The organism is Psychrobacter sp. NC44 (assembly GCF_904846655.1).
Lineage (GTDB): Bacteria > Pseudomonadota > Gammaproteobacteria > Pseudomonadales > Moraxellaceae > Psychrobacter.
Genome location: NZ_CAJHBN010000001.1, coordinates 90205 through 110735, shown reverse-complemented (window position 1 = coordinate 110735; position 20531 = coordinate 90205). Strand labels below are relative to the sequence as shown.

The following is a 20531-nucleotide window of genomic DNA, read 5'->3' as shown; positions in this document are numbered from 1 at the left end:
GCGCTTGTAGGAAGTATCATGACAGGCTCTCTATTGGGCTGTCAGCCTAATGCAGAAAGTGATACGGTAGTATCTGAAGAAATAACACCCGTAGACGATCACGCTGAACATGCTCATGAAGAGCACGAAGGGCACGATGCTATGGAACAAGGTCATGAAGGACATAGTCATGAAAGTCATAGCCACGAGGAAAGCGCGCATGCAGGACACGATCATGCAGAACATGCCAGCAACAGCACACCATTCTCTTGTGAGCCTACGGCTACTATCGGCGTGTCCTACCATGATGATACTACACCACAGACAGTGCACCTACTGATCGATGGTATCGAATACGATTTGACCGCTACCTCTGATAGCGACGCCAGTACTGAAAAAACCATCTATACTAGTGATATCGGATTAGATAACACCCATGGCATTATATGGCAAGTAAATAGTGACAAGGCAACGTTGCGAAATAAAACATTGGGCAGCAATGTAGCTATCGAAGAGGAAGAAGTGCTTTTTAACTGCCAGAAATCTTAGTAGCTGTACCAAGGGCGCTATTTTGCTATGCTAGAGGCTTCCTTGGTTTCGGATGTTTCAATATGCTAACTACTCCAACCTCTTTGCCGTCTCCTACCACACAATGGTCTCATCTCCTCAACTCGCAGCGTCTTGGTGCTGCCAAAAAGTTTAACACCAATACGAGTACTCGCTCTCAGTTTCACAAAGACTACGACAGACTGGTATTTTCTCACTCCTTTCGGCAGTTGAATCAAAAAACCCAAGTCCATCCATTAACCAATCAGCTCGGTATCCATACACGTCTGACTCATTCGCTTGAGGTCTCCTCTATTGGACGCTCTCTAGCAATGATGGCAGCAGAAAAGCTCCATGATAAATTGGCCAGCGGTCTACCAGCAGGCGTATCGCCAGCCGATGTCGGTGTCATTGTACAAGCAGCGTGCCTCGCTCACGATATTGGCAACCCGCCTTTTGGTCATGCGGGAGAGTATGCCATTCGAGATTGGTTTAGGCAGCCTGACCCTCAAGCGATATTACAAAAGTTAAGTAGCAACGAGCGCTTGGACTTGCTGGCCTACGAAGGTAATGCACAAGGGTTTCGACTGTTGGCGCGTAATGAGCACCATCCCGATAAAGGTGGTATGCGTCTCACTTGTGCGACCTTAGGCGCTTTTATGAAGTATCCGTGGCTTGCCTCTCACAGCAACGATGACAATGATAAATACCATCAAAATGTACAAAAATTTGGCTGTTTTTATAGCGAGTCAGCACAATTAGAAGAGTTGGCAGCCTGTTTGCATTTACCGCGCTCAACACAGCACGATGGTTTTGCACGTCATCCGCTGGCTTATTTACTAGAAGCGGCAGATGATATTTGCTATGCCTTGATCGATTTAGAAGATGGTATCAATCTCAATATGCTGACCTATAGTGAGGTTGCCGCCATATTTTATGAGCTGATTGGTAAGCGCCCTAACAGTATCAATCTGCCCGTACACATGTCTGTCAGGCAGAGCTTAGCGTCATTGCGAGCCCGTGCGATGATGCGCTTGGTCAATACCGTGACCGATGCTTTTGTCGCCAACAGTGATGCATTGCTGGCTGGTACACTACAAGGCAGTTTATTTACCCATTGTGATGCAAATGTGCAAAATGGCATCTTGCAGGCCAAGCAATTGGCACGCGAAAAAATATTCAATCACCCAAGTAAAGTACGTATGGAATTGATGGCCAATCAATGCTTGCACCGATTATTAGACGCCTTTATACCACTGGCTTGGGCAAACGCAAAAGCTACCCCCACCTCCTTTGAGCAGCAGCGCCTACTAATGTTGTTACAGCCACATCTGGATGAGCATCGGCGGGTATTATCAGATAATGTCTATCATAATATCTTAAATATATTGGACTTTATCACTGGGATGAATGATCATGAGGCGTATCGATTGGCACAAGAGTTACAAGGCCATTGGGGTACAATGGTTTAAAAGACCCGTGCAGGTCTAGTAAATTAACACAAGTTGCGTATTTCAGTCGTATTTTTACGCTGAAATGAGTATGATAAACCCTTATTGGACAATTTTGAAATATTATGAGCAGTCGCGAACAAAAGAAACTTCAAACTCGGCACGCCTTTTTTAATGCCGTGCTTGATTTATGTATGACAGGGCAGTCTTTTAGCTCTATCAGCCTCCGGCAAGTAACGCGTGAGGTTGGCGTGGTGCCGACCGCATTTTATCGGCATTTCGATGACATGGAATCGCTTGGTCGAGCATTGGTGGTAGAAGAGCTAGGCGGTACGCTGGCGATCCTAAGCGATAGCTTGCAAATTGGGCGTAAACGTAGCTTTGATCGCCAAATTGCTAAGAGCATTCAGCTGTTCTTGTATATGGTTAGTGATCAGCCTTATTACTGGCAATTTTTAGTCAGTGAGCGCTACGGTGGCTCAGAAGCTGTACGCAAAGCTATTAATGAACTTGTCAAAAAACATGCTCAAAGCTTGGCTGATGATTTAGCGCTACAGCCTGCTTTTACTCATATCAATGCCTATGACCGTCGCCTACTGGCTGAAGCTGGGGTAAATATGTTCTTTTCTTGGATTATCGATTGGTTGGAGCTGACTTATACTGAAGACCATGATGATGAAATCGATCTGAACGAGATTGAAGAAAATAAACAGCTGATGCTCCATAATTGCACTCGCCAAGCACAGATGTTGTTTTATGGTGCTTATAACTGGAAATCTACGGAAGAGACGCACTTAGGAGATTAGGTGGCGTCAGATATACTACCTCGGCACTGATTGAGACTCTTTTTAGGTGACTCAACGTTAGAAACTGGGTCTAAATGCCCATAAACGCTGTGTCACCACTTTAATTTCTTTGGCTTTTTTATTATTGCCATTCTCATTATTATTGTTAGGCGTGCTGTTATTCGCATTACTCCCTACTGCCGCGCCAGTATCAGTCGCAATTTTACTAATCAATACGGTTGCAAACCGTTGTCTTTGTTGACCAAGACTTGCACTATCCGTTGCGGTAATAAGCGCCATAAAGGCTTGGCTATCGACTGCGAGCAGTGGTTTTAATGCCTTTCGCTGATCATCATTTAAGCTGCTCAACATCGGCAATTTCCACACATCATCGATAGAGGCTAACGCCTGCTTTGCCCGCATATCGACCAATCCCTGCATCTGTTGGCTGGTTGCGCCATCTATCAGTGCAGCCAGCAAAACTGGACTGGCCGTATTGACATTAATAGGCACATAATATGGAACCGCCGTAATATAAGGACGTAGTGCCGCTAATACTTCAGCATTTACCCCTCGAATCTCTTGCAATTGATCGACACTGACCAATGCTTGATTGGGCAAAGTCTTACTCGCTGAGCCACTTGATTGCTGAGAATAAACCACACTCTCATCACCACCATCTTGATAAACGTCGCTATCCGTATCTTGATAATCAAGAACAGCAATAGCAATATCAGGTTCCAGATTTAATTGTGTCAACAGTCTTTGAAATATGGCTAAGGCGGCACTATCAACCGCGCCATTCTGATATAAGTTATTAATATTAAAACGACTGGCTTCATCGCGCAATTCGATACTGATGCTATGATTGGCTAAAGAATAAGGCGGCAATGGCTGCGCCCAAATGTCTTGCTCGCTATCTGTGTCATTCAGCTTATCGTCAGCACGAATCATCGTGATGGCTAATTGCTGACCAGCATTGATATCTTGTGACAGCTGATTTTGATCAAACAATAAGCCGCTGCGCCTAATAGCAATCTTTTGACTGGCAAGCATCGCTCCCGCTACCACGGTAATACTGACCACCAATAGTAAGATAGTGAGCAGCGCTACTCCGCGCTGAGAGTGCGCTATCATTGACTTAAGCCGCCTTTATTATTGACCCAGTGGTACATTTTAAATATTACTTCCTGCATTGTTATTTACATTGCTATTCGGGTCGTCATTATTAGTCTTATCACTACTATCGTTATTGCTACCATTGCCATTATTAGCAGCATTGTTATTGCTTTTGTTGGTATTGTTAATTGGCATTGGTTGAGGAGCAAGCGCCCACTGCCAAGTGATGGGCATATCCTGATAAGTAAAATTGACAGCAATGCCTTTGGGCAATAAAACCACTGCTGGCTTGGCGCTTACAGCATTGGTCGTCTGCCCAGAGGTTTGATTTGTACTGCTATTGCCGTTATTACTGCTGTCTTTATTGGGAAATTTGGTGCTCAGTTCAGGTAAATATGCTTGCCAACGCCCTGCGGTGACGCCTTCGAGTAATACACTGTCTAGGCTGATGCTATCGCGCCCACCATCGATGCTGGTATATTGACGGCGAATTAAACGCTCATCGGCAAAAATGTATTCGATATGTTGGACACTCATGCTACTTTGATAACGTGGATCAGGGTCGGCAAAACGAACAAAGCTGACATGCTCACCATCCAAGCTCACAAAAGGCTCAGGCACTGTTTCATTGGCTTGGGCGCTATTGTTTGTGCTATCACTGGCGTTTGTACTGTTATTTGTCACACTGATATTTTGAGTATTTGGTATTTGATAAGGGATAATTTGACCCATGTCTTGCTGTAGCTGCAAATAGGCATATTGCAAAACAGCTAAGTTATCAGCATGAAATTGTGCACGTTCGCGAGCGCGGTTGACGCTATCAAACACTTGCCAGCCAGCCACCGCCAGCATCGCAAATATTGCCATGGCAACCATCAATTCAAGTAGCGTAAATCCACGCTGCGACTTCACGGATTGCCTCCAGACTGCCCTGCAATATCAGCACCCAAACTGCTTAAGTCCAAACTGCCAACGTCTTGCTCCACATTGCTCAATATTACGTTGATATCAGTCACGGCGGTACGCGTCTGTCCATCTATAATGGGTGCGACAGCGATATTCACCTCTTTTAAAGCGGGCGTAATGGCATCACTAACCGTCATCACTACTTGCCAATCACGCCCTTGAGCATGGATTGTTTGTGTGCGATTGGCCGTCAGCCATGTCTCTTGGATACGCAAATCAGCGGCCGCATTCTGTGCGACAAAATGTGCCAATGTACGTGTGCGTAAGACATCCACTGAGCTGAGATAAGCACTACTGGCACGGCTAGCAGCCACAGCAACAACTGCTAAAATCGCTAACGCCACCATTACCTCAATCAGAGTAAAGCCGCTTTCATGCTTTGATAGCATTGGCTTTTTGTTTATATCAGCAGATATAATGCCATCCTTATCTATCATCAGCTACAGTCCTTGTCCGATCGTCATACTACCATCAGGCATAATGGTAATGACCTCGCCCACCAGACGCGAATTATGCAGCACCTCAATGGTGACAGGCGTTGCTTGCCCTGTACCAAACCATAATATCTGTGGGACTGCTTGATCGGCAAACCAAGGCTGCAATGTTTGCCCCTGTTCAGGCATTGATAGATTGCCAGCCTCCAAGCTTTGCACCCTTAAACTAACCCCAGCAGGTAACTCTGGCAAACTGACTTCTGGCTCAATCTCCCAGCTAGGCACTGGCTGTTGCTTTCCCATCGCCCCCGACCTACTTGTCAGGTCAGCAGACAATTCCATCGAATTTTTAGGCGTGCTGTCCATGCTATTTGACGGGGTATCATTGGTCTGATAGGCAATATAAGGATTTGATAAAGTCACAATCACAGGAGCTACTTGACCTTGTTTATCTGCTTGTAAACTTAAACCCATCGGCTGCATACGCTCAGCAGACAACAACCGTACATAGCTCAGTGAATCCGTTAAATGCTCATAAAACGCACGGTTTTTACGCGATTCACTACTGCCCACCGACAAGCTCATCATGCCGGCAAAGATAGATAGAATAACGACCACCACTACAATTTCGACAAGGGTGAAACCCTGTTGTGCCTGAGCAAGGCTTGAGGATTTATAAGGGGAAACGTAAGCGTTGTGTACTGGAAAGGATTTATGCTGATAAACCAGAGGTAAGAGATATCTATCCGTGTTTTTATACTGCAAATATTGATGACTTAAGTGTGAATAGCAAGTGACCGCTGAGCTGGACGGAATCTTGGCAGTGACCGGCATATTGCACCTATAAACCTATGAGTAGGTTGTGGCATGAAGAATAAAACTATAATTGGGCGCTAAAGCTGGTAAGCATATATCTATTTTTAGCATGGATGCACCGTGCTGCGATAATGAATATAGCAACACGAATTTAAAAAACTTGCGTTAAAAGACCATAAGTTGAATAAAGATATTAATAACTGGTATTACGGTGCTCTTCTGACTCAGTATCGATTTGCTCGACCAACTCCTGCATATCTTCATCCATCACCTCATCGTCAGCCGCAGGATAATGGCTCGGCAACTCAAGCATTTGCTGAACGAAGGCATAACGTAGGGTATCACGGCGACCCAAATACCGCTGGTAAAAGCTTGAATTTAATAGTCCAGCACCGCCCTGACCCATCGCCCAAATCGAGGACAAATAGTCGCGCGTGCTCAAACTACTGTGCTGCTCTTGTAAATACGCGCTGATAATGTCAATCAAGCGTTTCATACGCTGACGGCGAATATCATATAGCTCACCAAACAAGCGATTGAGACCCGTCACTGATGCCGCCAAACGCTCTTCGATTTGATTGAGCAACATGGCTTTTTGTGGGTTAAACAACTGCTGAAAGATCATACGAGCAACGCCTGCTGATGGACAATCATCAATACGATTAATCTCGAACAGTTGTTCTTCATAGCGGATAATAATACGCAAATAGAGTTCATCTTTACTGGAGAAATGCTTATACAGTGTACCTTTAGCCAGATCCAGCTGGTCTGCCAAACTGTCTAAAGTAATATCACCATCGCCCGACTCAAGTAGCAATTGCTCTGCCATCGCTAAGATATTCTCTTCTCGTGCCTTGAACTGATGCTGACGACTCATAATCTCTCCTAAAACCTGACAAGATTAAGCATATGACCATCGTGTGGATGAATGCATCGGCGACAAGCGTATAACGTCATACAAAGTCTGCTCGAAAACCACCAAAGGAAATATGCTTATGTTTGCTAAATAGTCATTGATAATCATAGGCTTACGCTCCACATCATAAGTACAAATAACGTAAAGCAACAGGACTGTATCATAAATGACTGAGTGGTCATAGCATAACCATTTTAGTGATACTGTGCCAGTAAATTCTCAAAGTTTTTTGCAGTTAATACCCCAACATCATCGCTACTACAGCCATACATCTCTGCCAGACAACTGGCGACATACGGTACGTAGGCAGGCTCATTCGGTCTACCACGCTTGGGCACCGGTGCTAGATAAGGACTGTCAGTTTCGATAAGCAGTCTGTCTCTAGGCATGTTTTTTGCTGCATCTTGAATCATTTGAGCATTTTTAAAACTAACAATGCCCGAAAATGAGATATAAAACCCTAAGTCAAGTGCACGCTTGGCCGTCTCCCAATCTTCGGTAAAACAATGAATAATACCGTGTTCAGCGCCTTCTGATTTTAGGATATCAATCGTATCTTCTTTGGCATCACGCATATGAATGACGAGTGGTTTCTTCAGGCTTTGACTGGCATGAATATGGCGAGCAAGACTGGCTTGCTGCTCTTTTTTGTTTTCCGTTGACCAGTAATAATCTAATCCTGTCTCCCCAATCGCCCATACATGGTCAGCATCAGCCGTTTCGATCAAACGCTCAACTGTCGCTGATTGCAAGACACTAATATCTTCACAAGGATGAATACCGACGCTCATGCCAAGATTTAGCGCCTCATCACCGTAGGTGCTGACAATATGAGCAATCTCATCATATTCAGCAAAATCACACATAATTGCCATTGCCCGAGTGACATTAGCAGTTTTCATCGCGTCAATCGCGCCAGATAATTGACCATCATACTTGGTTAAATCTAAGCGATTAAGATGGCAATGGCTATCAGTAAACATAAATAATCTCGTTATTAAAAAATAAATAAAATTTGTTAGAACAATAACTTACAACATAAAATTAGTAGTCGTAAGAGCATTAATTGCTCTGATAAGTGCGCTTTTCAAGTCATGATTAGCAAACTTATTTTTAGTACAAAGGCAGCTTTTAATGAAGCGGCACCACTCGCATTACTTCTTCTATGGTCGTCAGCCCTTCACTAATACGCTTTGCACCCGATAAGCGCAATGGCTGCACACCTTCGCGGTACGCTTGCTGCTTAAGCACATCTAAATTGGCATCGGCGGCGACCAGTTTTTTTAGCTCATTTGACAACGGCATGATCTCGTACAGACCAACGCGACCTTGATAGCCCGTATGGCGACAATGCTCACAGCCTTGCGCCGTATAAATTTGCGCTGGAGCGGGCGCACGCCAAGGCTGAACCAGTTCCTGCCACTGAACAGCAATTTCACTGTCTGGGACTACGTCTAGGGCTTTTTTGCAATGCGGACATAACGTGCGTAGCAAACGCTGCGCCATGACGCCTAATATCGTCGCTGAGGTTAAAAACGGCTGAATGCCCAAATCATGCAAGCGAGTAAGTGAGCTTGGTGCATCATTGGTATGCAACGTCGAGAGTACCAAATGTCCAGTGAGTGATGCTTGTACTGCCATATTGGCGGTTTCGGCATCGCGAATCTCACCAACCATAATGATATCTGGGTCTTGGCGCATCAAAGAGCGAATACCATCGGCAAAGTGCAAATCAACCCCTGGATTGACCTGCATTTGGTTGAAAGCAGGCTCAATCATCTCGATGGGATCTTCAATCGTACAGACGTTAACTTGCTCGGTGGCGAGCTGCTTAAGCGTACTGTACAACGTCGTAGTCTTACCTGAACCAGTCGGACCCGTAACCAAGATAATGCCATTTGGATGCGCGGTCAGCTCATGCCAAGTATCGAGCTGCTTACCTGACAAACCAAGCTGAGCAAACGAGCGCACCAGCACTTCAGGATCAAATACCCGCATCACCAGCTTTTCGCCAAAGGCAGTCGGCATCGTCGATAGGCGCAGCTCAGTTTCCAGACCCTTTGGCGTACGGGTTTTCAACCTGCCATCTTGTGGTTTGCGTTTTTCTGCCACATTCAGTCGTCCTAATATTTTAATCCGCGCCGTCACCGCGACAATGATTGCCAAAGGCATCTCATAGACGGTATGCAACACGCCATCAATACGAAAACGGACTTTACCCGTCTCACGGCGAGGCTCTAAATGGATATCACTGGCTCGCTGCTCAAAAGCATATTGCAACAACCAATCGACAACTCTGACAATATGTTGATCGTTGGCATCGGGGTTGGTATTGTCGCCCAGTTGCAGTAATGCCTCAACATTGGTGACATCAGCCGCCGCCCGCTTATGTACACTATTTGCTCCTGCAATCGCTTGGGTGACTTGGTAAAACTCTTGACGGTAGCGATTGATTTGCTCAGGATTGATATAAACCGTACGATAGCTTTTAGACTTGATTAATTTTTCGATACTTGTCTGCCACTCAGTACAAAACGGCTGGTCTGTACCGATGACGACTTCATCATTCGTCACTTCAATGGGCAAAATATGCTGTGAGCGGGCATATTCAAAGGACATCAGTTGGGTCACGGCTGGGACATCGACTTTTAATGGATCAATACGGACAAGTGCCATGCCTGCTTTGGCAGCCAACCATTGATTCAACCATACCAAAGTCAATTTATGCTCAACATTTTTATCCAGTGCATGACCGTTTGGCAGACCAAATTCACTGATGGTCAGGAGTGGATGCTGCGCTTTATCACGGCGGCTCGTCATCACTAAATTGTAACCACGCTGATCAATCACCTTATCTGCCAATAGTTCATCTAAGCACCAACGTAAATCAATCACGATTGAGTATTTCTGAGCAGACATATTTTTTTCTTCTTTTATTATTGAGGAGTGATTTATGGATAATTCATGCGGCAGTAATGGCGTCACTGGACATTATAAGCTCACTTTGACAACAGCCATTATCTGCAATTGCCCTGATTCTATCAACTGGAAGCTCACATCGACAGACTTATAACGCATGACAAACGGCGTATTTATCTCCGCGCGACGATAAGCTGGACGCGGGTCTTGTGCAATTAACGCTTTAATAGTCTCGATATCGGAAATAAGCAATTGCTCTTGCATTTGTTGAATAAGCGTCGCTACACTATTATTTTTTGCATGAATAGCTTTCTTATTATTTTTATTCTCAGTCTCAGTCCCATTGTCATTGTCATTGTCATTTTTATCGCATCGTCCAGCATCAACCAACGTCATAAATTGCTCGTAAGCAGACTCCGTGATAATTATCTCTAATAAATCTGGCGCAGTTGGCGCAAACCCGCTTTTTGCATTGCTGAGCGCATCGCTATAAGCGACATAGGGCTTAATATCGATAATCGGCGTACCATCTATCATATCTGCACCGCTAATAATAAGTAACACGCGCCCTTCTACAACCTCGATACTTTCAAGCTTGACGACAGATAACCCAAGCGCTGAAGGTCGATACATACTGCGACTGGCAAACACCCCTATTTTTTGATTGCCACCGAGCCTTGGTGGGCGGACTTGCGCACGAAAGCCAGTGCCGCTTTTGCCAATGTGAGTGTCTTTATTGGTATAGTTATGATGAAACTGCCAACTGATCCAGATATGGCTGAACGCGTCTAAACCGGCAAATGCTGCTGGCGAGTCATAAGGCGCTATCATCTCAATGATACTGGTGAGCGCAACCAAATTCGGCTGGCGTGGCGCACCAAATTTCTGTGACAACGGGGCACGATGGTAGCCAATCATTGGCGCATGGTGGTAACCCGCCAAAGAGATATTATCATCGGACATCATGTTTCTCCAAAAAACCGTTCAATAGTAAGCATCTGCTTTTATGAGAGCGTTTAGCGCATATTATCCAGTGATACAAAATTACTCACTAACGATATTCCATTTTATCATGCCGCATCGTCGCTGCCAGACGGATTTTTATTTTAAATTTTGGTATTATGAGCCATAAATTCGATGAGAGCCTTTATTTTTCAACCCTTATAAGCCATCTACAGCAACAGCCATTGCCGTGGTTTTACAGGAGACAGATTAAATCATATCTATCCTTAGACTTTATCAGTCCCTCTCCTGATTTTAAATGCTTAATAAGGTGTTAGAATATCGCCCCATGACGTTGGTTAAAACATCGGCTATGCTACTTACTTTGCGTGACAGAGGTTTTAAACGATTAGCTGTTCCAATAGTGATTGAAAATTTACTACTCTTCTATACCTTTTTTCATTGAAAATTTTAATTTAACACTCATTTAAACTTAATAAAACCGATAGCAACTTATTAACGAGGACTTTATGTCAAAACTTCGCACCGAAACGGTCACAGAGGTTCATCACTGGAATGACGCTTTATTTAGCATCAAGACAACTCGCGACGATGGCCTGCGCTTTCGTAATGGCGAATTTGCGATGATCGGAATCGTTGTCGATGGCAGACCGCTATTGCGCGCTTATTCGATTGCTAGCCCGAACTACGAAGATCACTTGGAATTCTTTTCTATCAAGGTTCAAGATGGCCCATTAACCTCGCGCTTGCAGCATATCAAAGTCGGTGACGAGCTGTTGGTCAGCAAAAAACCAACGGGCACTTTGGTACTAGATGATTTACTGCCTGGCAAAAACCTTTATATGCTCTCTACAGGCACTGGACTGGCGCCATTTTTATCGTTGGCACGTGATCCTGAAGTCTATGAACGCTTTGAAAAAATCATCTTGGTACATGGTGTGCGCCATATCGATGATTTGGCGTATCGTGATATGTTTGAAAACGAATTACCTAACGACGAGATCTTTGGTGAATGGTACCGTGAAAAATTCATCTACTACCCAACAGTGACTCGTGAGGATTTCAAAAATCAAGGTCGCGTGACTGACTTAATGACCTCAGGAAAACTCTTTGAAGACATTGGCTTACCACCGATGAATAAAGAAGACGACCGTGTCATGATCTGCGGTAGCATGCCATTTAATGCTGAAGTTTCAGCGATTTTGGACGATTTTGGTTTGACCGTTTCACCACGTATGGGTGTCCAAGCAGATTACGCCGTTGAACGTGCTTTTGTAGGCTAAACCATTTTTTTTGATTTAATTGAAAATTATATCAAATAATTCTTGACGGATAAAAATAGGCTGCTATAATATGCAGCCTATACAGAGTTAACCCTGTAGCCCAATTCGATAATCTCTATCTAATAGACCTTATCTTCTAACATGCCAGTGTGATGGAATTGGTAGACATGACGGATTCAAAATCCGTTGCCTAATAAGCGTGTCGGTTCGAGTCCGACCACTGGTACCAATATTAATAACAAATCAGCCTCCTCATTAGGAGGTTTTTTTGTGCCGGTAATATTATTGCTATACTTACTTCTCTATTTCAGATTGCAGCACCGCAATTATCTTAATGGGCACGGCAAACTCCCACGGCATGCCAGCATTGCAATAAAAATGTCCGTCACGAAATGACACGATATAAGCCGTAAAATCATTACCACAATGATCCATCATTGCTTGCTCATCACTATCATCACAAACCGCACACCATACTTTTTTATCGCCGCGTGCTAGCATCGCCCTTGTTAAATTGCTCCCTTTTAGTTCATTATTCATCATCAGCTCCTTAGTCATTCTAAACTCTCTAACATCAAGCTCTTAAAGAGTTAATTTTACCAAAACTCCATTTTCGATCTTGGCATGAGCGATAAGCAATGTCTTTTTTAAATGGTCATAGAGGCGCACAAGGCATTACTTATTGTTTTACAGTCATCCATTAGCGCGGATACTATATTGTAAAACACCAGAATCAAAACTGTAACATCTAAATATGAGATTTATGACAAACGGTGAGGTGGATACGACAGATGGTGCAAGAGTACAAATGAGTTTGATTTACAGTAGACCTAGATCATTCAAGAGCAAAAATATGTTTGCTAAATACGATTTTTTTGAATTAACATCACTGTTTATCATTAACTAACTCTATGATATATAAGATTTATGACATATAAAATTATTCATATATCATTGCTAGCATCCTGCTAACCTAGCAAAGCTGTCTATCGATAAATCCAAATTTTGATACTCAATCAAAGCGCTTGAATCAGGTAAAATAGTGAGTATGACAACTTCTATAAATGCTAGCCCTCGTAAAATCATTCATATAGACATGGATGCTTTTTATGCCAGTGTGGAGCAGCGTGACTTTCCTGAACTGCGCGGTAAGCCATTGGTGGTTGGTGGCGATCCAAGTGGTCGCGGTGTGGTCGCGGCAGCCAGCTATGAGGTACGTAAATTTGGTGTACGCTCTGCCATGTCTTGTTATGAGGCGCGTAAACGTTGCCCAGAAGTCATTTTTGTAAGGCCACGTTTTGAGGTTTATCGCGCAGTTAGTAGCGATATTCGTCAGATTATGTACCGCTTAACGCCACACGTTGAACCATTGTCTTTAGATGAGGCGTATCTCGATGTTACAGGGCTCCAAGTCCATAAAGGCTCAGCGACCTTGATGGCGAACTGGCTAAGGGCACAAATACTAGCGCATACTGGATTAACGGCCTCAGCAGGTGTGTCGTTTAACAAGATGCTGGCTAAAATTGCTTCTGATATCAATAAGCCCAATGGTACGGCCATTATCACGCCGGCGGACGCTGATGTTTTTATCAGTACGCTACCTATCGAGCGCTTTCATGGTATTGGTAAAGCCACTGCCAAGCGCTTACATGCAATGGGTATAAGTACTGGCGCGGATCTCAAGCGAATGCAAGCGGCTGTATTGGTGCAAGAGTTCGGCAAGCGTGGGCAGTTTTATCACGATATTGCCCATGGGCGTGATGAGCGTGCTGTCAAATCTGAGCGCGCGCATAAATCTGTGGGTTCTGAGACCACATTCAAAGACAATCTAAGTAATAACCATGAATTACGTATACAAATTTACGAACAAAATGCTGATGCCTTTCATCAACTGCAACAAAAACAGCTGGTCGCCTATACCATTACTCTAAAAGTTAAATACGCAGACTTCACTCAAATCACCCGCTCACACACGCTATCGACTGCCTTTAACAGTGCTGATTCTGCCCATTATTGGTTGGACAAACTGTTTTTAGACATTCCTCGTGAGCTACCTATCCGCTTAGTCGGTGTTACTTTCTCTTCATTAGCACCTGCCGCCCAATTGTTGCCGCAGTTAAATTTGTTTGAATAACATACTGACGCTCATCGCTTTTATTAATTATTTATTCTAACAATTAATGCTTAGGCTATTTAATATACAAACCCTTTTGTGCGCATAAGTCCTTACTAAACTGCCCTTTCATGACATGGTTTCTGCTACAATTACGCCAAAATTTACATTCATTTAAAGATTAATTATGAACGATTTTCACACTATAGACTCTACTACTGCCGCCTCAATTGATGCCGAAAAAAACAACAATGATTTGAATTATTTGAGCGTTGATGATTATGATTATGAGCTGCCAGACAGCCTGATTGCACGCTATCCTCTCTCACAGCGTTCTGCCTCAAAACTTTTGTATTTGCCCGCCAATAATCAAAAAGACTCTACGCTTGTAGAAGATCGCTTATTCACTGAGTTACCTGAGTTATTAAATGAAGGTGATTTGATTGTATTTAATGATACAAAAGTGATGAAAGCACGCCTCTTCGGACAAAAGGATACTGGCGGTAAGCTTGAAGTATTGATTGAACGTTTGGTTGATATCTCAGATTTAGAGACAGCGACTTTATATGTAGAGGCTGAAAAATCTGTAGAAGCTGCAAATGACAAACCCGTGAATCAAGAACATATTGCACTTTGCCATGTTAAAGCCAGTAAAGCGCTCAAACTTGGACAACACTTGCAGCTTGCTGACGGTCATATGAAGGCGGTGATGATTGGTCGTCAAGACAACTTATTTATTTTAGCGTTTGATGCGCCGATCTTGCCGCATTTAGAGCTTTATGGCGAACTACCTATTCCCCCCTACTTTGAACGCCATGCGGATGAGACAGACAATACTCGTTATCAAACGGTTTTTCATGATCCAACCAAGCTTGCGAGTGTGGCTGCACCGACTGCAAGCTTACACTTTGATGAATCGGTACTGAGCAAACTTGCGGCAAAAGGTATTCGTACGGCTTTTGTGACTTTACACGTTGGCGCTGGTACATTTGCGCCAGTAAAAACGGACAACCTGCTCAATCACACCATGCATAGTGAGTATGCACATTTACCACAAGCAACCGCTGAGCTCATCAATCAAACCCATGCGAATGGTAAACAAGTCATCGCTATTGGCACCACGGTCACACGCGTGCTCGAAACGGCGTATCAAAAAACAGCCGTTAACGGGCAGCCTCTCTCCAGCTGGTCTGGTGATACCGATATATTCATTTACCCAGGGTTTAAGTTTGGTGTAATAGATCGACTGTTGACCAATTTCCATTTACCCAAATCAACGTTGTTAATGCTGGTGTCGGCATTTTCGGATAAAGATGCCATTGAGCATGCTTATCAACATGCGATTAAAGAACACTATCGCTTCTTTAGTTATGGTGATGCAATGCTGCTCGATAGAAAGCGAGATTAAACAATACTCAAACATTTTTTGTATTGTCCACAACAGTTGTGAAATAAACTGGTAAACTAAATGGTATTTTGTTATAACAGCACAGATAACTTATATCTTAAAGGTCTGCACATGTCTTGTCATTTATCTCATCGGTTGACTACGGTACATCGCGCGGTCTCGATGGCACTACTTTGTTCCGTAGGCTATGCGGCTCTCGTATCGAGTGCACAAGCTGCAACGATTGGTAAGACTGTTGTCACCTCTGCCCAACATGAGCCGCTAGCTGCGAGCATTGTGGTCAGTGATATTCGAGCCGCTGACTTTTCAGCAAGTTTGGCAAACTCTACTATTTATCAGCAAATGGGCTTGGCCCAAACTGATTCGATGACCGTACGTTTTAAACCTACCTCAGCGACCAGCGGTGAAGTATTTATTACTACTTCACAACCTGTATCCACACCTTTTGCTGATGTGGTTTTAAACATAAATGATAAGGGTCAACGCAACGTCATTCCCAAGACATTGTTGATGCCGCTCAATAGCCGTCTGCCCATTGACACGCCTAAAAATATCGTTACTGGCGCAAAAAAACCGAATCTACCCAGTGTGTCCTCTAATACGGCTAAACCGTTGACCGTTAGAGAAGGTGCACCGCCGCCATTAACATTATCGCCCATGCTAGCGACTACTCACTCGTCAACGAGCGAGTTGGTGGCGTCTAAATTGCCAGCACCTAATATCCAAGCACCTACAAAGACTCCTACCTCGCAAGGCAACAATCTTGCTTATGCGCCTAGCCGGCTAGATAATGGTCGTTTAAACAACGTTAACAATACTCTTAACGCTAACGACAATGATCGTAATCCAACCAGTCGATTAGACAATGGTCGCTTGAGTGCAAATGGCAACGTTACCACAATAGGTAACAGCAATATCAACCTCAATTCTGCTAAGAATGTAGCGAATGATACAGCCCTAGTCAATAACAAGACCATGCCAATAGATAATAGTCTATCAGCGACAGCTGTCACTGATAAACAGCTCGCTATTTTGAATATCCAAGTCACTCGCCAGATACAGCCGAGTAGCAAATCAGAAGCTGGCATGATGGCCGCTTCTCCTATTATGCCAACGCCGAGTGAAAACAAAGCGAGTACACCAAATGCCAGTCTTGATACCAGCAATACAGCTGTCGCCACTGTCCCATCTAGTGTCACCAACAACGCCTCTATCAGTACGGCAGCCAGCACTACTACTGCGTCCCAATATCAAGTACAGCGCAACGACAGTCTATGGGTTATTGCACAGCAAATTGCGCAAGAAAATGACTTAGACATTCAAACAGTAATGAAGCAGATTCAGACACAAAACCCTGATGCCTTTATTAATAAAGACGCGGGTCAACTCAAAGCGGATGCCAAGCTTAGCTTACCCAGTTACGATGTTGTACCATCACAACAAAAACTAGAAGCGGCTATTAAAGCGCAAAGACAATATAGCCGCAGAGCAAACTCACCTGTGGTAAAAAAGGCTGCAAAAGCACCCTCTAAAAAACCGTCTGAAACAAATCAAGTCGCTAAACAGCGTAAAAAACCCATGATTACTAAAACACAAACGCTGCCAAAAGCACAATTTTCAGTGCTCGCACCTGGTCGTAATGGCAACGCAGATGGCACCCAAGCAACATCAGCAGCGGCAACAGGTAATGGTCTCAGCACAGATATATTAGCTACGCTCAAGGCCTCAAGACAAAGTACGGCAGCTCAAGCTCAGCAACTGTCAAAAACCAGCAATGCACTTGATAGCTATACAAGAAAAATTCAATTACAAAACCAAAAACTGGCTGAGCTCCAAGCTCGTCTCAAAAAACTACGCAATCAATAATTGCCTAACTGATCAACGCAGTGTGCTGTGATCATAGGCGTGGGAGTAACTATGGACAATATGCTATATATCATCGCCGGATTGGTACTTATTCTAATAGTAGCCGGTTTACTATTGTACAAAAAGAAAGCGCAAAAGCCCTCAGCGCAGCCGGGAATGAGTACCACTACGCCAGCTCCGATGCCAAAAACGGATCACAAAACTCCTGCCCAAAGCCACAAAGATGATGACAATAAATTTGATCATATTACGATTGCCCAGCGCTTCATGGATCAGCAGCGTTATGACAAAGCCATTGAAACCCTCAGTCGCGGCCTAAGCGAAAAACCGAATGATGGTCAATTGTCTGTTAAATTACTCAGTATATACGCGACTATTAATCAGCCAGAGAACTTTAACAAAGTTTATGATGCCATCAAGACGCAAAGCGAACCAAAAAGTCTTGCGCTAGCTGATGAGTTAAAAACTTTATTTTCAGAAGAGCAGAATCAAGTCGCAGCAAAAGAGGCACCCGTAGAAGATAATAGCCATTTTGAAAGCATAGATTTTGACTTACCGATTAATCAAATCGATAGTAAGAACGCGCTATCTGATCAGCCAGTAACCTCTGAAGACAACCGTAGTACGCTGATAGATGACAGCATGTCTAATTCGGCAGTAACAAACACATCTTATGAGTCCAGTCTTACTAGCGACAATGTAGAAGATAACTTTGATCTTACGCTGAGTGATTTAGAGAGTAATATTAGCGCATCTGAGGCGACTGATACGGCGCCAGTCACTTCATCATTAGAGATGACAGATGATGAAAGCCTGAACACTGCCAATATCGACAGAACTGATAATGATGTCGCGGTGTCCGCAGAAGATAATGATCTTAGTGATCTTAGTGATTTTGACTTCAGCTTTGATTCATCTGAAGAAACTGATGCGCAGGCAACGGATTCTGTCATTCCAGACCGCCCTGATAGTATCAACGATGAAATGACGCTAGAAGATGACGCGTTCATTTTAGACTTTGATGATCTAGCAACTGATGTCGATAAAGGTGTTGACGAAACTGCTGAAGCATTGTCTATCAACACTGTCCAGAATGACGAAGAAAATGATTTCACTTTGTCTTTAGACAGTCTCGATGCGCCAAACAACATAGAAACATTAACAGAAAGCGAAGCGCCTGTACTTGAAGAGAATAGTGATACTGATAACTTCATTATTGAAGAAGATCGTTTCGAAACTGAGAGCTTTGAGACTGAAAGCTTTGAAAATATTAATCTCGAAGCACAAGCGCTTGATAATAATGATTCAGAATATACTCTTGCTGAAGAATCTAGTGTAACACCGACAGCCCCGTTGCTATTCGATGATAACTCTTTATTAGACAATGAATTCGATACTCACTCTTCAACAGCACTCAGCCCAGTTGCTCCAATTGAGGACGAGTCTACCCTTACCGCCGAAGATGCTGCTGAAACAGCAGAAGACTTTTCCTCGCGCTTTGCAGCCGACTTTGACTTTGTCAAATCATTAGATAGCACCCAAGTTACGCTAGATTTGGCAGGCCAATATTTACAATTGGGTGAATACGACAGTGCCAAACGCTTATTGAATGAGGTATTAATTCAGGGCACTAGTGAGCAACAGAACCAAGCAAAAGTATTACTAGATCGTACTGCGTAAAAGCCCCATCGTTCTTTGGTCAGCAAGTATTCTATAACACTAAGAATACTTGCTGATTTTTTTTGCATTTAACCTTTATACTATTTATTATTACTGAGCGCTATTAGCATCCAACCTTAAACTCTCTTTTTTATCACATACTTCTTTATTACGGCTCATACTATGCCATTTTCTGCTATGACAAATACATTATCCAATCCTGTCAAAATCATTTATGCTGGCGGTACTTTTGGTAGCTATGGACGACCCTTAGCACCGTTATCAGCAGAAGCATTCTTACCGACTTTACAAAAGCTATTGACTGACCAAGATAACGCTAACCACTTGCCTCAAATCTCATGGCTGGATAACACCTTAATTAAAGACAGTAGCCAACTTACCCCTAACGACTTTGTACATTTTTATCAGCTTTTGCTAGCAGCCTATGCACAAGGCGACAGGCGTTTTGTGCTCATCACTGGTACAGATACTTTGAGTTATTTGGGTGCGTTTTTAGCAGAAGCGTTTGCTGGCAGTGATATTTGTATAGTCGTCACTGGTAGTATGCGCCCACTGTTAGACAGCGAGGTGATACATTCCTATGATATCGATGACCATAGCGACGCATGGGATAACCTCAGCGATTCACTAAAACTGGCTGCTGCTGGTGAGTCGGGTGTGAAGATTGCTTTTGGCGGTGAGTCTTGGCCTGCGCAAACGGTACAAAAAATTCATAGCCATGATTTGATGGCATTTGCGGGTCACTCCAGAGCCTCCTATCCTGCCAATAGTTATATCAAAAAATTACCGGATACCCGCCGCCAGCATTGGCTCGATGATCAGCAAGCAATGATTAACCATATCGAATCTCGAGCTGAGCAAGCACGCATTCATGCTTTATATTGCTTGCCAAACGACACTGAGGTAATGACTAGCCAGCTACAGGCGTTATTATCACAGCCGCCATGTGGCATTATTCTATTAGGATTTGGCGCAGGTAATGTTCCTTATTCACAAGCGCTAGCAGAGGCACTAGAGCTTGCTTATAAAAATGGCCACATGGTGATATGCGCTAGCCAGTCTCCATTTGGCGGTGTCAGTGACAGCTATGCGGCTGGTAGTTGGCAATATGAGTATCATGTGATTGCTGGCGGACGCTTAACGATTCCTGCTATCTATGCACGATTATTATGGCTATTGCTGCGTTATGACAATCCCACTCGGCGCAGACAGCGTTGGTTGAACAATGTCAATCAGGCGGGCACCACTATTAAGAAACGTTAGACTATCGTTAAATATATTTACTTT

The 20531-nt window shown here is 43.7% G+C and carries 18 protein-coding genes and 1 tRNA gene; 10 read left to right on the top strand and 9 right to left on the bottom strand.

Features of this window, described 5'->3' with window-relative positions; genetic code table 11:
* The first annotated feature begins 18 nt into the window (after positions 1–18).
* From JMX95_RS13730 to JMX95_RS00435, 3 genes are all read left to right on the top strand, one after another.
* Positions 19–528, top strand: a complete 510-nt coding sequence (locus JMX95_RS13730; protein WP_201559761.1) for a hypothetical protein — start codon at positions 19–21, stop codon at positions 526–528.
* 62 nt (positions 529–590) lie between these two features.
* Complete coding sequence (locus tag JMX95_RS00440) at positions 591–1997, top strand: deoxyguanosinetriphosphate triphosphohydrolase (protein ID WP_198329709.1); 1407 nt, start codon at positions 591–593, stop codon at positions 1995–1997.
* A gap of 104 nt (positions 1998–2101) precedes the next feature.
* Positions 2102–2782 carry a TetR family transcriptional regulator gene (locus tag JMX95_RS00435; protein WP_045446867.1) on the top strand — a complete coding sequence of 227 codons (681 nt, stop codon included), beginning with the start codon at positions 2102–2104 and terminating at the stop codon, positions 2780–2782.
* Between the two features lie 57 nt (positions 2783–2839).
* Here JMX95_RS00435 and gspK read toward each other — a convergent pair whose 3' ends face one another.
* From gspK to tsaA, 8 genes are all read right to left on the bottom strand, one after another.
* Positions 2840–3898: a type II secretion system minor pseudopilin GspK gene (gspK, locus tag JMX95_RS00430; RefSeq protein ID WP_198329710.1), complete on the bottom strand. Its 1059-nt coding sequence runs from the start codon at positions 3896–3898 to the stop codon at positions 2840–2842.
* A 39-nt stretch (positions 3899–3937) separates the two neighbouring features.
* Positions 3938–4792 (bottom strand): type II secretion system minor pseudopilin GspJ, encoded by an 855-nt coding sequence (gene gspJ, locus JMX95_RS00425; protein ID WP_198329711.1) that lies wholly within the window; start codon positions 4790–4792, stop codon positions 3938–3940.
* Entirely contained in the window at positions 4789–5283 is a 495-nt protein-coding gene (gspI, locus tag JMX95_RS00420) for a type II secretion system minor pseudopilin GspI (RefSeq protein WP_198329712.1), read from the bottom strand. Before gspI ends, gspJ begins: the two co-directional genes overlap by 4 nt.
* A gap of 3 nt (positions 5284–5286) precedes the next feature.
* The gene (locus JMX95_RS00415; protein ID WP_227675913.1) at positions 5287–6114 is read right to left on the bottom strand and encodes a prepilin-type N-terminal cleavage/methylation domain-containing protein; all 828 of its coding nucleotides are present in this window, start codon (positions 6112–6114) and stop codon (positions 5287–5289) included.
* Positions 6115–6289: 175 nt separating this feature from the next.
* Positions 6290–6973: a TetR/AcrR family transcriptional regulator gene (locus JMX95_RS00410; RefSeq protein WP_045446854.1), complete on the bottom strand. Its 684-nt coding sequence runs from the start codon at positions 6971–6973 to the stop codon at positions 6290–6292.
* A 233-nt stretch (positions 6974–7206) separates the two neighbouring features.
* Positions 7207–7995 carry a TatD family hydrolase gene (locus tag JMX95_RS00405; RefSeq protein ID WP_198329713.1) on the bottom strand — a complete coding sequence of 263 codons (789 nt, stop codon included), beginning with the start codon at positions 7993–7995 and terminating at the stop codon, positions 7207–7209.
* Positions 7996–8143: 148 nt separating this feature from the next.
* Positions 8144–9931 carry a GspE/PulE family protein gene (locus JMX95_RS00400; RefSeq protein ID WP_198329714.1) on the bottom strand — a complete coding sequence of 596 codons (1788 nt, stop codon included), beginning with the start codon at positions 9929–9931 and terminating at the stop codon, positions 8144–8146.
* Between the two features lie 72 nt (positions 9932–10003).
* On the bottom strand, positions 10004–10894 hold the full coding sequence (gene tsaA / locus JMX95_RS00395; protein ID WP_413786804.1) for a tRNA (N6-threonylcarbamoyladenosine(37)-N6)-methyltransferase TrmO: 891 nt from the start codon (positions 10892–10894) through the stop codon (positions 10004–10006).
* A 509-nt stretch (positions 10895–11403) separates the two neighbouring features.
* On the opposite strand from tsaA, the gene JMX95_RS00390 reads away from it, so the two are divergent.
* Positions 11404–12177, top strand: a complete 774-nt coding sequence (locus JMX95_RS00390; RefSeq protein WP_055124273.1) for a ferredoxin--NADP reductase — start codon at positions 11404–11406, stop codon at positions 12175–12177.
* Positions 12178–12320: 143 nt separating this feature from the next.
* Positions 12321–12406 (top strand) — tRNA-Leu (locus JMX95_RS00385).
* A gap of 65 nt (positions 12407–12471) precedes the next feature.
* On the opposite strand, the gene JMX95_RS00380 is transcribed toward JMX95_RS00385, so the two are convergent.
* A complete protein-coding gene (locus tag JMX95_RS00380; RefSeq protein WP_193836968.1) occupies positions 12472–12717 on the bottom strand; it encodes a hypothetical protein in 246 nt (81 codons plus the stop codon).
* A 508-nt stretch (positions 12718–13225) separates the two neighbouring features.
* Here JMX95_RS00380 and dinB point away from each other — a divergent pair.
* The 5 genes from dinB to JMX95_RS00355 all read left to right on the top strand — a co-directional run bounded on the left by dinB (position 13226) and on the right by JMX95_RS00355 (position 20507).
* Positions 13226–14311, top strand: a complete 1086-nt coding sequence (dinB, locus tag JMX95_RS00375; RefSeq protein WP_193836969.1) for a DNA polymerase IV — start codon at positions 13226–13228, stop codon at positions 14309–14311.
* A gap of 166 nt (positions 14312–14477) precedes the next feature.
* Positions 14478–15698: a tRNA preQ1(34) S-adenosylmethionine ribosyltransferase-isomerase QueA gene (queA, locus tag JMX95_RS00370; RefSeq protein WP_198329716.1), complete on the top strand. Its 1221-nt coding sequence runs from the start codon at positions 14478–14480 to the stop codon at positions 15696–15698.
* 111 nt (positions 15699–15809) lie between these two features.
* Positions 15810–17564 (top strand): FimV family protein, encoded by a 1755-nt coding sequence (locus JMX95_RS00365; RefSeq protein WP_201559760.1) that lies wholly within the window; start codon positions 15810–15812, stop codon positions 17562–17564.
* Between the two features lie 51 nt (positions 17565–17615).
* Positions 17616–19244, top strand: a complete 1629-nt coding sequence (locus JMX95_RS00360; protein ID WP_198329718.1) for a FimV/HubP family polar landmark protein — start codon at positions 17616–17618, stop codon at positions 19242–19244.
* A 177-nt stretch (positions 19245–19421) separates the two neighbouring features.
* Positions 19422–20507, top strand: coding sequence for an asparaginase (locus tag JMX95_RS00355; RefSeq protein ID WP_198329822.1), 1086 nt, complete (start codon positions 19422–19424; stop codon positions 20505–20507).
* The last annotated feature ends 24 nt before the right edge of the window (positions 20508–20531 follow it).

Bases quoted from the DNA above. Each gene is read 5' to 3' on its own strand.
- dinB (WP_193836969.1), top strand. From the start codon at position 13,226: ATGACAACTTCTATAAATGCTAGCCCTCGTAAAATCATTCATATAGAC.
- JMX95_RS13730 (WP_201559761.1), top strand. From the start codon at position 19: ATGACAGGCTCTCTATTGGGCTGTCAGCCTAATGCAGAAAGTGATACG.
- JMX95_RS00415 (WP_227675913.1), bottom strand. From the start codon at position 6,114: ATGCCGGTCACTGCCAAGATTCCGTCCAGCTCAGCGGTCACTTGCTAT.
- JMX95_RS00440 (WP_198329709.1), top strand. From the start codon at position 591: ATGCTAACTACTCCAACCTCTTTGCCGTCTCCTACCACACAATGGTCT.
- JMX95_RS00355 (WP_198329822.1), top strand. From the start codon at position 19,422: ATGACAAATACATTATCCAATCCTGTCAAAATCATTTATGCTGGCGGT.
- JMX95_RS00400 (WP_198329714.1), bottom strand. From the start codon at position 9,931: ATGTCTGCTCAGAAATACTCAATCGTGATTGATTTACGTTGGTGCTTA.
- JMX95_RS00390 (WP_055124273.1), top strand. From the start codon at position 11,404: ATGTCAAAACTTCGCACCGAAACGGTCACAGAGGTTCATCACTGGAAT.
- queA (WP_198329716.1), top strand. From the start codon at position 14,478: ATGAACGATTTTCACACTATAGACTCTACTACTGCCGCCTCAATTGAT.
- JMX95_RS00365 (WP_201559760.1), top strand. From the start codon at position 15,810: ATGTCTTGTCATTTATCTCATCGGTTGACTACGGTACATCGCGCGGTC.
- JMX95_RS00360 (WP_198329718.1), top strand. From the start codon at position 17,616: ATGGACAATATGCTATATATCATCGCCGGATTGGTACTTATTCTAATA.
- gspK (WP_198329710.1), bottom strand. From the start codon at position 3,898: ATGATAGCGCACTCTCAGCGCGGAGTAGCGCTGCTCACTATCTTACTA.
- JMX95_RS00380 (WP_193836968.1), bottom strand. From the start codon at position 12,717: ATGAATAATGAACTAAAAGGGAGCAATTTAACAAGGGCGATGCTAGCA.
- tsaA (WP_413786804.1), bottom strand. From the start codon at position 10,894: ATGTCCGATGATAATATCTCTTTGGCGGGTTACCACCATGCGCCAATG.
- gspI (WP_198329712.1), bottom strand. From the start codon at position 5,283: ATGATAGATAAGGATGGCATTATATCTGCTGATATAAACAAAAAGCCA.
- JMX95_RS00410 (WP_045446854.1), bottom strand. From the start codon at position 6,973: ATGAGTCGTCAGCATCAGTTCAAGGCACGAGAAGAGAATATCTTAGCG.
- JMX95_RS00435 (WP_045446867.1), top strand. From the start codon at position 2,102: ATGAGCAGTCGCGAACAAAAGAAACTTCAAACTCGGCACGCCTTTTTT.
- JMX95_RS00405 (WP_198329713.1), bottom strand. From the start codon at position 7,995: ATGTTTACTGATAGCCATTGCCATCTTAATCGCTTAGATTTAACCAAG.